At 36.2% G+C, this 13,266-nt stretch carries 8 protein-coding genes; 2 read left to right on the forward strand and 6 right to left on the reverse strand.

Annotated features, from left to right (window positions below):
• Positions 1 to 311: 311 nt before the first annotated feature.
• The 3 genes from hpaB to FEU33_RS12490 form a co-directional block, all read right to left on the reverse strand.
• A complete protein-coding gene (gene hpaB / locus FEU33_RS12480) occupies positions 312 to 1,748 on the reverse strand; it encodes a 4-hydroxyphenylacetate 3-monooxygenase, oxygenase component (protein WP_146549685.1) in 1,437 nt (478 codons plus the stop codon).
• Positions 1,749 to 2,402: 654 nt separating this feature from the next.
• Positions 2,403 to 2,681, reverse strand: coding sequence for a hypothetical protein (locus FEU33_RS12485; RefSeq protein WP_146549686.1), 279 nt, complete (start codon positions 2,679 to 2,681; stop codon positions 2,403 to 2,405).
• A gap of 66 nt (positions 2,682 to 2,747) precedes the next feature.
• Positions 2,748 to 3,005 (reverse strand): hypothetical protein, encoded by a 258-nt coding sequence (locus tag FEU33_RS12490; RefSeq protein WP_146549687.1) that lies wholly within the window; start codon positions 3,003 to 3,005, stop codon positions 2,748 to 2,750.
• Between the two features lie 493 nt (positions 3,006 to 3,498).
• Here FEU33_RS12490 and FEU33_RS12495 point away from each other — a divergent pair, with 493 nt between their 5' ends.
• Both FEU33_RS12495 and guaD read left to right on the forward strand, forming a co-directional pair.
• Positions 3,499 to 3,861 carry a hypothetical protein gene (locus FEU33_RS12495; protein ID WP_146549688.1) on the forward strand — a complete coding sequence of 121 codons (363 nt, stop codon included), beginning with the start codon at positions 3,499 to 3,501 and terminating at the stop codon, positions 3,859 to 3,861.
• A gap of 332 nt (positions 3,862 to 4,193) precedes the next feature.
• Positions 4,194 to 5,558, forward strand: a complete 1,365-nt coding sequence (gene guaD, locus FEU33_RS12500) for a guanine deaminase (RefSeq protein ID WP_146549689.1) — start codon at positions 4,194 to 4,196, stop codon at positions 5,556 to 5,558.
• 392 nt (positions 5,559 to 5,950) lie between these two features.
• Here guaD and FEU33_RS12505 read toward each other — a convergent pair whose 3' ends face one another.
• From FEU33_RS12505 to FEU33_RS12515, 3 genes are all read right to left on the reverse strand, one after another.
• On the reverse strand, positions 5,951 to 7,384 hold the full coding sequence (locus FEU33_RS12505) for an efflux RND transporter periplasmic adaptor subunit (RefSeq protein WP_186731397.1): 1,434 nt from the start codon (positions 7,382 to 7,384) through the stop codon (positions 5,951 to 5,953).
• Between the two features lie 15 nt (positions 7,385 to 7,399).
• On the reverse strand, positions 7,400 to 8,062 hold the full coding sequence (locus FEU33_RS12510) for a hypothetical protein (protein ID WP_146549691.1): 663 nt from the start codon (positions 8,060 to 8,062) through the stop codon (positions 7,400 to 7,402).
• Between the two features lie 682 nt (positions 8,063 to 8,744).
• The gene (locus FEU33_RS12515) at positions 8,745 to 13,145 is read right to left on the reverse strand and encodes a lamin tail domain-containing protein (protein ID WP_146549692.1); all 4,401 of its coding nucleotides are present in this window, start codon (positions 13,143 to 13,145) and stop codon (positions 8,745 to 8,747) included.
• Between the last annotated feature and the right edge of the window lie 121 nt (positions 13,146 to 13,266).

A 13,266-nucleotide genomic window follows, 5' to 3' on the forward strand; every position in this document is an offset into this window, starting at 1 on the left:
ATTTGTTATGTTTACTTAGAGGATATCACCATATAAAGTGAAACTCCATCAGTGGGGTTTTCTTCATCCCCCACTGATGGTTAGTTGAACCAATCGGACTTTTACGGGCAGTTGATCCCCATCTATCTTTCTCGTTTCTCACTCAATCTTGAGATGGGGGTCTTACTGCCCCGTTAAAGCGGGATAAAAAGCACAGGACATGCTGATTGAATCACATCCTGCGCTCTACTTTTTTCCAATACGAATACTCGCTTTTGAACCTTCTATTTCATTTCATATTTTCTACATGACACACGCTCTGGGCATCTATTCTAATTTTCTAACTTTTTCTTCACGATCTCAACATACGGTTGCTTATCGTATTCATGATAGAGTGCCATTGCAATCCGTATTGGGTCTCCAAAAAAGAAACGTTCATATAATGTTTGACGTGTACCGAAAGAACTCATCGTAGCATCCCATGCTAGACGGAAAAGCTTAACACGGTCTTCTGCATTGTGTGCTGCAGATTGCAAGTATTGATCTAGATCTTTTTTAATCGGAGATTGAAATGCATTTTTTGTAGGGATAGACACAAGACCACTTGCACCTAATAACTGCACAATTTCTGTAAAACGTGGGTATACCTTTGGAAAAATATTAATAGCCACTTTTAATGTTGAAAAATCCGGTTGCATGAGTCCAGACTCATTTCGTTTTGCTTCTACTTCAGATTTAATAATTAAAGCCTTCAATGTTTCCAATGCCACAATGATTTCAGTCGCTTTTTCTTGCACATGCTGATATCCGGAAATGTTAATCGTCTCAATTATGGATTGCACGATTCCCAACATAAATTCTGTTTTCACGATTTGGCGTGAAAGTACTTGGTGGAGTGCAAACGGTTGAAATGAACTTTGGCCCAAATAAGAATACGACACATCAAGGTTGTCATAAAAGAATACACGATTCCATGGTACTAAAACGTTATCAAAAACAACAATCGTATCCATTTCTTCATATCGAGAACTCAAAGGATAATCGAATGGAGAATCTCCAACGACAAAGGATTCTCTACATATAAACCTTAAACCTTTCGTATTGCTTGGAATCGAAAAAGCGAAGCCGCTCTCATCATCATATGGCTTTCCAACTGAAACTAACAACATTTCATCCGTGATGCCACCTTGTGTCGCTAACAAACGCGCCCCTTTCACGATTAAGCCTTCCTTCGTTCTATCCACAATTTTGGCCGCAATAGGTTCTGTGGAATCTTCCCAAAATTGAAACCCCCTATCCACTTGCGGTTCAATAAAGGTGTGGGTCAAACATAAGTCATTTTCACGTACATATTCATAATAAGCTTTTATATTTTCTGGAAAGCAATTTTCTTCGCCTTCCAATAGATGTGCAGAAGCGGCAAGGGTCATCAATGTTGTATTCATATAATCCGGGCTTCTTCCCATCATTCCATTGCTCTCCCTAGCCCACTGTTGCACCATTTTCCTTTTCTTTGCTAGATCTTCTTTTGTTTTCGGCATTAAAAAAGAAAGTCCTACAGTTTCTCCAGTCGTTGGAGATGTGTAAGTCATCACATCTTTTAACTTTTCATCATTTTGCAAATCATAAAGATGTGCCTGACTTTTCATAATCCCTTTAAACGCAGGATGCTCAGAAATATTGCCTGTAACTTTTTTTCCGTCAATCCATACTTCTGATTGCAACTTATTAATGCGATCGATATATTGCGCCCCTGTAATGACAGGCATACCTTTCCCCCTTATAAGCAATACTAACTATCCATAAAAGAATTGCCTAAACTTATATTATGTAAAAATAGATGAATGGTGACGTTGATGGACCGTTTATACTTTTAATCATAAACATCATGAGAATGTTTAAAAAATAGATTTCAAAGCAAAATCTGATGAAATCAATGGAACAAAATTGTGATTTTTTATTCACTCTCAAAGGATTTACTTCTTTCTAAACAGCCCATGATGTATTTGTGAAGAGAAAATTGATTCATTAATAGGCGTGTTGATTATCCAATATAATCCATAAAAATAGGGTAATTCATTGATTTCCGCTCCGACTTGCTCGCTTTCCTGCGGGCGAATGCTGAGCCTCCTCGCTACGCTGCGGGGTCTCATCTATTCGCTTTTCCCGCGGGACATTGAATTGGCTTCATCGACTCAACACCGCACGAAGGAAATGCGCATGCATTTTCGAGGAGTCGAGCAAGTCTCCGCTCCAATCTATATAAATGTTCCTAAAAATACAGGGTTTTTCAAAAATTACACCAAGCAGGTACTCCTAATTTTTGTGAAATCAACAAGCGTGATTTTTTAATATAATAAATGCCTTAAAAACATTTTTCAAATCGTATTTTATTTTTTTATATTTTTAAAAGTTTGATGAGTTTATTCCTTCGTATCTAAGTTCTTTTCAAGCATCTCAAATATCTGGTTATAACTTGGACCGGATGCAGCATTGAGCCTTTTGACTTCCTCAATATCCGTTCCAGTCCATGTATACTTTTTTGGTGTATCTGCATCGATCATATTACCATTTGATGTATCATCGAATTCATGATTTGCAGCCAGTTCTTTTATATCATTAAAAGAAAGTCCTGATTCCGCATTTTGTCTTTTTACTGCCTCAATATCTGTTCCTACTACTGTACGTTTTTGGTTACTCATTTTTTCATCTTCCTTTCGCTCCCTTGATGGCTTTTCTATTACATTTCATAGCTTATTGACATTTAGCTATTGTCGTTCGTTTTCAGCAGGATGTGGCTGTATGACTTGTCCTTGTGCTTCATGAATACTAATACCTTCTGATGAGAAAATAGGTGTTTTGTTGTCATTCACTGGATGACTATAAGCTGATGTGGCAGTTCCACCTAGTTCTGAAACAATTGATTTGATCGCATTATTTGTCACCGAAGGGTAGGTTCCTTTTCCGATCACTTCATCGATCTCTAATTCCTTTTTTTCTGACTTTGTTTGTTCATCTTTTTTCATCGAATCACCTCCATTATAATTAGGCTTCCACAAAAGAATTTTTTTATGAGAGAGACCTACCTTACTTATACAGAAAATCTTTCTTATCAATTATTCTTTTGCAATTAGAAGATGGAGCAAGAAGATAAAGTAAAGCTTCCATTCAGTGAAGACCACTGAAAAAGTAAAAAAAAAGCGAATTTTTTATAATAAAAATTCGCTATTACTATCTTTGTTGAAGTGGAATTAGCGTAGACTCCTGTGGGAAAACGGACTAGACGAGTAGGCTCGGCAGTTCGCCCACGGAAAGCGAAGCTAATTCTACTTCAATTAATATCATATATATACTATAAATTATTGTGTTACTACATTTTTTCAGTGGCCTCCATTCAGTGGGGGGGTTCTTCATCCTCCACTGATTAACCATTTCTATTCACTAATTCCAACACTTAGTTATAAATTCTTCATAGTTTGGAAAGAATGCTGCTGTCTATTAAAAAAGGAGATGGAAAGAATGATAAGGAAGTTTTTCAGTGTTGCCATTATTGGCACAATATCTTTTTTGGCAGGTTCGTATTATACGATGAATAATCCCTCCACCAAACTCTATGATTGGAATAAAAATAGTGTCGAGCTATTTGCTTCAACACCTTCCACCATTAACTCGGCATTTAAAGATATAAAAATTATACTTACGACATCCATAGATATTATTGACAATAAGCTTAACAATATCCTAGCAGATAAAAATAACTCTCAAAACATAGAAAAAAATAAGCATGATCATGACAATCCTTCAATCGATGATTTAAAACAGATCGATATCGACCATGAAGATAAAGAAAAGATGCCAGAGGATAATGGAAATAGGATATAATCTACATGGGAGCTGTCCGAAAAGCAAAGAGGTACAATTCAACATTGATTTGAATTGCACCTCTTTTTTATAATGGATTGTTATTTCAGATGGTCATCTTCCGCAGACGTGGACCTTTTTTTCCTCTTTACTTCCAAACTGTTGTTGAAAATCCCCTCATTTCAACTATGTCTTCCCATTAATCATGAAATTGGCTTTTCAAATTGTTAGTTTTGAAAAGGACAACTAAACTCATAAAATTAGCTATTGCAATATACATTAGATTTTTCACTATCACATGCGTATAATAGTGTATAATTCCAAAATTAGAACATTAAGGTGTGGTGTTGTCTATGAAAGAATATGCACAAATTTTTCAAGGTACCGCTTTTACAAGCCAGTCACCAAAGGAAGTAAAAGTCTTAAAAGATTATCTTTTCTGTATAGATGAAAACGGAATAATTGAAAAAACTGTAGCACCAGAAGATATCGAATATCAGGATTTACTAGAGGCTTATCAATATAAAGATCATTTTCACCGTTTATCCAAAGGACAGTTTTTCTTACCAGGCTTTATTGACTTACATGTTCATGCACCACAATGGGCGCAATCAGGTACCGCATTAGATATTCCGCTCTATGATTGGCTCAATACCTATACTTTTCCACTGGAAGCCAAATTCTCAGATTTAGAGTTTGCCGACGCTGTTTATGAGGATCTCGTCAATCATTTATTAGCCAACGGGACTACCACTGTATTGTATTTTGCTACTGTTCATAAAGAATCTAGCTTACTATTAGCAAAAATATGTGCCAAAAAAGGACAACGTGGTTTGGTAGGAAAAGTAGTAATGGACGATCCTGTCCAAAATCCAGACTATTATCGTGATGAAAACACAGAAACAGCTTTAAAAGATACGGAAGAATTTATAGTAGCTGTAAAAGAATTAGCGAAAACAACCAAACAAGGTGTGTATCCAGTCGTAACACCGCGATTCATCCCTAGCTGTACAGATGATGCTCTAAACGGCTTAGGAAAACTTGCTGCCAAATATGACACCCATATTCAATCCCATTGTAGTGAAGGTGATTGGGAACATAATTATGTAAGAGATCGCTTTGGAAAAAATGATGCATTTGCTTTAAACGACTTTGGGCTTTTAAAGGATAAATCAGTTATGGCTCATTGCAATTTTTTAAGTGATGATGATGCAGATTTATTTGCGAAAACAGGGACTGCTGTTGGTCATTGTCCTCTTTCAAATGCTTATTTCGCCAATAGTGTCATTCCACTTGCCCATCTACATAGTAAAGGTGTGGAAATCGGTTTAGGTACAGATATTTCGGCAGGCTTTTCACCAAGTATTTTCGATAATGCTAGACAAGCTGTTATCTCCTCTAGAATGTTGGAAGAAGGCGTTAACACAAAACTTCCTGCCGAAAAACGTGGTGTCCCTGATTCACGGATCACTATTAACGAAGCATTCTTCTTGGCAACAGCTGGTGGTGGTGAAAGCTTGAGCTTACCGATTGGGAGATTGGAAAAAAACTATGCTTGGGATGTGCAAATCATCGATACAGCGCTTGATTCTGCGAAGCTCCCTCTTTTTGATAGCCATGAAAATTTACTAGATACCTTCCAAAAAATTATGTATCTTGTTAAACCAGAAAATATTCGCGAAGTATGGGTACAAGGAGAACAAGTCCATACGCGTTAATACTTGTTTGGTATGATACAAGGAAGTTTCCCTAGTGGAAGTTTCCTTCGTATGAACTGAATCGATCGAGCTTATAAAAGCAGTTAAAACCCTATTTCAAGATCCTTCTTTTACTCGGATCTTGAAATAGGGTTTTATTATCTATCGATGATTTACATCATGCGTGTTGATTTATACAATGCTATCCATTATAGGCATCATCGATTGATTTGTGCTATGATGGTCTGCTTTTTCTATGAGAATCGGTTCCATCTATCTATAGTGAACTAGAAACAAAGATGATTGCCTTGTTCTCAACCAATATTTATCCTACCTCATCAACATGCTTGAATTTGCATATTTTTCACTACGCCTAAAGCGGACTACTGAACAAAAGCTATAGTGATCTATTATTAGTCCTCAAATAAGCCCATCAATATATATTTTGCTTGTTGGGATTGCGTCATTTTTTTAAACTCTTTGTTTTGAATGCTGGTAGTCTTCAATGGCGTGATAAAGTTAGAAGGAGCTGTTAACGAAATAGCGTCTTGATCGACGACGATGACATCATTTGCTTGTAACCCCTTCAGTACCTGATTTTTCCCCTTAAATACTACACCCAAAGTAACTGCTTGTTTTTGCACGATCCCTTTATCCGTAAATTGATAAACATACTGTTTTTTTCCATTTTTTAATATCGATTTAGAATCGATGACCGGTGTATTTGTTGCTTCTGCTACAGTCACTTGTAATTTCATGTTTGTTCCTATGAGCAATGGTTTGTTGTCATCCACTGTAGGCATTTGATTTGCTTGTGTTTGTTCATTGGTTGTTTGGTTATCTAAATCTGATGTACCAAAAGTTTTACCATCATTGGATTGGTCAGCTTGATTTTGTATTTTTAAAGAGGAATCCGTAGTTGCTTCGCTCTTTGGATTTTCTTCTGTTTGCTTTCCATCTTTTGCTGCTTCATCATTGATCTTTACTAAAAATGAATACGTAGGGTCTGCCTTCTTGTCCTTTTTTTCTTTGTTTGGATAAGTAATTACCTGTGAAACAGTCCCTTTATATGTTTTCTTCATCAGTGTTGAAGATAGCTTTACAGTTTGACCTTCTGCAATTTCTCCAACTTGTTTTGCTGACACAACAGCCTTTACGACAGAAGCGGTTGAGGCAATAGTCATTATGGGGGCTTTTAAATCCGCATTGATCTTCACAATTTGCCCATCTACGGCACTTTTAACAGTTAAATCTGCTAATTGCTCTTCCACTCTAGATATTTTGGCTTCATTTGTAGTGAGTGCCGCGTTCAATTTTCCTTTTTCAGCTTCAGCTTCTGCTATTTTTTGTTGAACATTTCCGTTTACAATGGCGGACGTATCTACATCAACATCTACTTTCACTTTTTGATCATCGGAAGTCGTACTCGTTGCATCTGGAGTTCCAGTGGTTTCAATTTGCTGTAATGAAGAAATTTCTTGATCGATACTATCCATTTCGCCCTGCAAACGTCCTTGCTCATCCTCTAAATCTGCTTTCTTTTCTTCCAGTCTTTGAGAATTGTAGGAAAAAAGAGGCGTACCATTCTTTACGACATCTCCTTCTTTCACCAAAATCTTGTCTAAGGAACCTTTTTGATCGTCAAAATACACATGTGTTTCAGTTTCTGGCTTTGTAACGCCAGTAGTATATAACAATTTCTTTACATCACCTTGATCGACAAATGTCCAATCATTGATGTTCACTGTTCTAGCTGCCTTACTATCTTCCTTTAATAAGAGGAAAAGATTACTTCCAACAAAAAGAACGACAATCATAGCAACCAAATACTTGCCCCACTTTTTCAAATTGCTCATCCTCCTTTAGAAAAAGAAACCTATTTTAATATAAGACATAAAGCTGACAAAAACCCAATAAAGTAAAAATAATATACCGACCGCTACTAACAACACTTTTTTACGCACTTCTACTATTCTGGATAAATAGTAATAGGAATAAATCAACATCGCGATTCTAAACAGTGTTAATTCCCCTAGGAAATGAATGATGACTTTGCTATGTGTCAGATATTGAGCAATAATTCCTAATGAAAAAATATTCGAGGTTTCATCTATATTTAGCAAAAGAAAAAGCGGGATCTGTATGATTTTTTCTATTAAAAAAATACTAAAAACAATTAGTTGAACAATGACTAATTTCTTAAAATCGCCATTTATAAACGCAAAATAATATAAGGCAGTTCCAAAGATCAATACACAAGGAATCAACAGTCCTTGCAATAATCTACCTATTAAAAACAATTGTTTTCTTGCTTCAAGCGCATGATTACTTATACTGGATAATTCACTTGAAAGCGACTCCGTACCAATTCCAAGTGTAGCGCTTATTACATATACGCCAATGCTCAGCAAGAAAAAAAGCAGTATGTTTAACTTATAATGCGAATAATCTTTTGCTTCTTGTAGCTCTGTACGGTACGCTTTTGGTTTCAAAATCCCTTTGATAGGATTTACATTCAATGTCATGTTACAGTCTCCTTTTAATCTTGTTGCTTTTGCTTCATAGAACTACTGAAACGTCCTTTGCTATATTCTCTCTTTCTATAATATCAGTATTCTTTCGATAACATCTATTTGATGAGGTAATTTTCATATAATCTAAAATGCGTCAAAATTTGTTCTTGATACAAAAACTAGATATGTTGATTATACAATATATAGTTGATTCGCTGATTTCCGCTACGGCTTGCTCGACTCATGCGGGCAAGCCAAAATTTTAGAGAAATACAGAAAGCTCTGTAGAGAGGGTTCTCATAACAGAGCTTTTTTAAATATCTTATCTATTTCCATTGATATTAATGATCTCTTCTCATACTTCTTCCTTATTTTAGTTACTTTTAGAATGAATTGTCAACACTTTAACTAGTTATTTTTTCGTTAAATTAATACTTATCTACTGTAAATAGTAGCTGAATCATTTTAAATATGTTTAGAAATGATGGCAAGCAACTTTTACTCTTGAAAACATGTCATATTCATTCTATTAACAAGAGACAAGAGCATTCAAGTCTGTTGGTCTGTTCTATCTCTTTACCCTAAATTTCTTCCTATAAAAAAGAACACAGAATATCCATCTACAAGTATATTCTGTGTTCTTTATGAGGATGTATTTTTAAACAGACTCCTTTAGTAGCTTTTCCTGAAAAAACTATCTGCCTTTTGATCCTTTTCCTTTATTGGATGTTTTGAATGTCCAAATGGGGGATGTTACTTTTCCTTTGAAGCGATCGGTTACATTGACATACCAGCCATAGCTTTGATTTGCTTTTAATTTTTTCCATATGACAGATGCCGATTTGTTGTTTTTAATCCCTCGTTTTTTACCGATTTCATCATCTGTATAGACATTGACTTCTATTGCATCTGTTGAAACTTCTTTTTCTTTAGGTGTTAAATCTGTTTCAATGATAAATTCATCTTTACTTGGATACTCAGTTGCATCATAGAAATTGAATTTATCTAGATAAGGAGAGTACGTTTTCATATAAATCTTATTTTCTACTGGATTTACTTGAAGTAGACGCATAAAACCTTGACCGCCTTCAGGTCCTCCTTGGTAATCCGCAAGCATTTGATAAACTTTGCGATCTGGTGTGCCGTCTTTGTTATCATCGATTTCATCAACCAATGTTTCAGCATCATGATAATGCCCCGACAATACTGCAATGACGTTTTTATTTGGTACTACGACTTTGTTGTATATTTCTTCACCGATCGGACTACGCCCACCAGATACAAGTAAATACTCATGGAAATTGAGGATGGCTTTTCGTTCTGGGTATTTTGCTAGAACCTCGTTCATCCATGCCATATCTTCCTCATTCACACCCCAACCCATATAGAGCATGACAAAGTCGTTCCCTTTCTCACTGATTAAATCGTAATGACCACGATTGTTCTTGTAGGAAGCCCCGTAATAGTTTCTGCCCGCAAAGCGGCTTTCACCAAAATACTCACCATATTTTGTGTAATCTTCCGCTTTGTGATTAACATCATGATTTCCCGCTAATACACCATATGGCACATTCGCTTGATCGAGCGTTTTCATAGAGTTATCTGCATTTTGCCATTCGTACTCTTGATCAAAGTCATCCACTAAATCCCCTGTGTGGAATACATACTTAATATTCATAGCCGCTTTTTGCGCTGCAATCCATTCTGTCATTTTGTTATAAATATGAGGATAGCTTTCAGAATAGTATTGTGTATCAGACATCCAGATCAATGAGTAGTCAAATTGATTGGTAGCAGCGATTTCATCCTGTACCATCACTTGTACTTTATGATTTTTAATATACTCTCTTCCTTTTACAGAAGCATTAAGTTGAAAGTTTTTGCTGTTTTCAGCAATCTTCCATTCCTTCACTTCCCATTTTTTTGTTTCGTAGTTCCATACATACATGGACACTTTTCGACCAATAATGGATTTACCCTCCCAGTTAATCTCGATATCATCGGTACTGTCGACTTCTTTATCTAAATTTAGTTCAAAACGATGATATGGATACTTTTCCATACCTTTTGTCGTAATATATTGACCATCCACTTTCGTTAGCTTGTTAACAGCCGTCACTCGTTTTTCACCAGTCGATGTCAACGTTTCAGGTGGCTCATGATCGACACTATTTGTAAAAATCGACACATGTTCTTTTTGATTGGCCTTATACTGATAACCACGATTAAAGGAAACGTCCAATTGATCATTTGTAGGATCTGATACTTTTACTTCTAATTTTGGTGATAAAGATACATTTGTAGCTTTATCCTTTGGCGTCATTAGTTTTGGTGCATATGGCTGTTCCTCTACTACACGGAAGTTGGTTGTTTTTGTCGCTGAATTGCCCACCTGATCAGTTGCTTTCACTATAAATGTATGAGAACCAGGCGATAAATCAGCTGAAGAGGTTTTCAACGGTAATGTAATATCTTTGCCATCTAAAGTGGCACTTACTTCCTGTACACCTGCAAATTGATCCTCCACTTCTGCTTGAAGCGTAAAGTCACCCTTGTATTCTTTTCCTTCTTCAATAGACGACGTAATAATAGGAGCTCTATTATCGACTAATACTTTTGCTTTGGATGTTTCACCGCCATTTGTTGCGGTAAATAGATGCTCACCGTCTTTAGCAGCCGTTGTATCCCATTTATACGTTTTTGCCGTATACTTTTCATCCGGTATAACGAAGCTAGCATCCAGCACCGGGTTTAGTCCACTACTATCGCCAACGGTTATTTCCTTTGTAGGATCATTATACTGAGGATCATAGATGACCGTTCCATCTCTTAAAACAAGACGGATATTTTTGACATAAAAATCATCACGGTTTTCCTCTGAATTGTGATCAAATGGAGATACTTTTGTACCTGACCGTATGGAAATTTTCGTTTCTTTTCCTTTTTCAAAATATTTCGGATCGATAGGAACCGTTAATGTAGTATAACGATTGATCGTATCATCAAAAATTCGCAATGTTTCATCGCCGATCGTAATTCCATTTTTGAAGAAAAGATTTACTTTCTTTACATCGACCGCAAAATAAGCTTGATCTGGCAATGTATAAAAGGTATCATTTGTCACATCTTGACCATCAAGCATTAATTTTGTATGGGTATTATCCTTAGAATGAAAAGCTTTAAGCAAAACCTCTTGAGATAATAAGGAGTCATCTTGGACATTTAATGAAAGCCCTTCTTTCCTCTCATCCTGAATAATATCGATTTTTTTCTTATCCGTAGTTACCTGATTTATCCCATCAGAAGCCTCTAAATAGTATTCAAGTGATTGTTTTCCGATTAAATTGGCAGCGTAGACGGTATATTTGTAGCTTCCATCTGTAGCATCTTTTAGTAGATCTACTGAATGATAAGCAGATTCTTGATTATTTTTATAGTAAAGTCGGACAGTTTTAACCGTTTGATCATCTTGAATGGAAAAATCGAGTCCTACATCCGTTTGATCTGTAACGGCTTCCGTGTTGGATCGATCTAAAACCACAGGCGCCTTATGATCTTCTGTAAAATGTACCCTTTCTTTTGGTATTTGATAACGTGATACAGAACCCGGTGTCCCTGTTTCGGTTTTACTGCTATATTTTTTCATTTCTTTGTCGCCAAGTATTTTAGGAAATGTGTAGTATATTCCTTTATTTTTAGCAGTATCTAAGTTCGCACCATTATTATTGTAGTAAGCTACAGAAATATCCTCTCCTGTATTGGTCGAAATGGTCATGCCGCGATAACTTGTATTGGCCATCCCACTGCTATATACTTTTACGATATTCTTGTTTTCTACTAATTGAGTATGATAGTTCTGATTGAAATCTTCAACCGTTTTATCCTTGTTTGATGCATTGATGATCCAGTAGACCATCGTTTCTCCAGATGCCAATTCCAAATTTTCTTCTTTAGGCCCCCAAATAAGATCGCCTTCTGCTCCTTCTTCAGGATAACGATAATGAATTTTATAATCTTTTAAATTCAATGTTTTATCCGAGTTATTGTACACTTCGATATATTCATAACCATCCGATGCTCCAACATTCGTTGAATCAGGGACAACCTCTGTTACTAGAAGATATGGCACATCTTGTGAATTGTATGGAGTATGGGTAATTTCCGCTTGGTATTCATCTGTTGACACTGCATTTGTTCCATCATACGCTGTTATTTTATAAGTTAGTTCATCTCCTACTAACTGTGGCGCAGACAAAGCAGCTTGATAGTTATGATCAGCAGTAATGGTCATTGGTATTTCTAGCCATTCACTTTGGTCATCTAAGCGATAGGACAAGATCACATTTTTGACATACGTTTCATCTGTTACTTTTGCTTGTAATTTTATCCCTTCTTCTGCACTTATTTTAGTTATTGCTTGATGGGTAATCATAGGAGGTGTCGTATCTTCATCGACTCCTCCCTGGTTCTTAGGAACTTGTCCTTCAATGGTTTGTCCAGGTGTTACTCCTTCATCTTTTTTTAGAATGTCCATGGTTTGATCTTTTCCAGACCATTTATATTGAATGCCTACATCCTCTTGGACATCAGCTTTTTCATATCTAGCACTAACCATTTCATTTTTGTATGCATCCGAAACGACAAGGATACGTTCAGCAGTGTTGACCATTCCATTTGTTTCGATTGAAATGACCTGATCCTCCGTTAGTTGTGTGTTATAGTATTCATTAAATTGTGTGAGTGTTGCATCCTTATTGGCACTATTTTTAACCCAAACGACTATCGTGCTATGTGCAGGTATTTTTTTATCTTCATCAAATCCCCACTCTACGTCTGCTTTGTTTTCTGAAGCCGGATAGCGATAGAGCAATTTATAATCCTTCAGTGAAATTTCTTTATCGGAATTGTTATAAAGCTCTATAAATTCATAACCGTCTGCTCCATTAATGTTACCAGTACTTGGTGTAATTTCAGTGATTAAGATCGATGGTGCTCTTTCTTCTGCTAAAGCATGATCAAAGCCTGATCCTTCGAGTCCTAATGATGAGAAAATAAAGCTTGCTACTATTGCTGATGTCAATAATTTTTTAGCCATTTAAGCCTTCGCCCTCCTTTATCCCGCTTTAACGAGCAGTAAGACCCCCATCTCAAGATTTAGAGAAAAACGACAAAGATAGATGGGGATCAACTGCCCGTAAAAGTCCGATTGGTTCAAC

It is taken from the genome of Rummeliibacillus suwonensis (assembly GCF_007896435.1).
Taxonomy (GTDB): Bacteria; Bacillota; Bacilli; order Bacillales_A; family Planococcaceae; genus Rummeliibacillus; species Rummeliibacillus suwonensis.

Coding starts and splice junctions, on each gene's coding strand:
- guaD (WP_146549689.1), top strand. CDS start 4,194: ATGAAAGAATATGCACAAATTTTTCAAGGTACCGCTTTTACAAGCCAG.
- FEU33_RS12515 (WP_146549692.1), bottom strand. CDS start 13,145: ATGGCTAAAAAATTATTGACATCAGCAATAGTAGCAAGCTTTATTTTC.
- FEU33_RS12495 (WP_146549688.1), top strand. CDS start 3,499: ATGATAAGGAAGTTTTTCAGTGTTGCCATTATTGGCACAATATCTTTT.
- FEU33_RS12485 (WP_146549686.1), bottom strand. CDS start 2,681: ATGAGTAACCAAAAACGTACAGTAGTAGGAACAGATATTGAGGCAGTA.
- FEU33_RS12510 (WP_146549691.1), bottom strand. CDS start 8,062: ATGACATTGAATGTAAATCCTATCAAAGGGATTTTGAAACCAAAAGCG.
- FEU33_RS12490 (WP_146549687.1), bottom strand. CDS start 3,005: ATGAAAAAAGATGAACAAACAAAGTCAGAAAAAAAGGAATTAGAGATC.
- hpaB (WP_146549685.1), bottom strand. CDS start 1,748: ATGCCTGTCATTACAGGGGCGCAATATATCGATCGCATTAATAAGTTG.